This is a genomic window from Tsukamurella sputi, from assembly GCF_007858445.1.
GTDB lineage: Bacteria > Actinomycetota > Actinomycetes > Mycobacteriales > Mycobacteriaceae > Tsukamurella > Tsukamurella sputi.
Map to the genome: position 1 here is coordinate 1 of NZ_VIGV01000220.1, position 519 is coordinate 519.

Consider the following 519-nt stretch of genomic DNA (forward strand, 5'->3'; position numbering starts at 1 on the left):
GACGTCACGCACGCGACCCCGCAGCAGCGCGACATCGGCTTCGTCTTCCAGCACTACGCGGCGTTCAAGCACATGACCGTGCGCGAGAACGTCGCCTTCGGACTCAAGATCCGCAAGCGTCCCGCAGCCGAGGTCAAGGCCAAGGTCGACGATCTGCTCGAGGTCGTCGGGCTCACGGGGTTCCAGACCCGGTACCCGGCGCAGCTGTCGGGCGGTCAGCGCCAGCGCATGGCGCTCGCCCGCGCCCTGGCGGTGGACCCGCAGGTGCTCCTGCTCGACGAGCCCTTCGGGGCGCTGGACGCGAAGGTCCGCGACGAGCTGCGGTCCTGGCTGCGGCGGCTGCACGACGAGGTCCACGTGACCACCGTGATCGTGACGCACGATCAGCAGGAGGCGCTCGACATCGCCGACCGCATCGCCGTGCTCAACAAGGGCCGGATCGAGCAGGTCGGCACTCCCGCGGACGTCTACGACCGACCCGAGACCGAGTTCGTCATGTCCTTCCTCGGCTCGGTGGCG

General features: G+C 69.4%; 1 protein-coding gene. It reads left to right on the forward strand.

Annotation, left to right across the window (positions count from 1 at the left end; genetic code table 11):
* Positions 1 to 519, forward strand: a 519-nt coding sequence (locus tag FK268_RS23905; RefSeq protein ID WP_146437916.1) for a sulfate/molybdate ABC transporter ATP-binding protein, incomplete at both ends; no start/stop codon positions are given.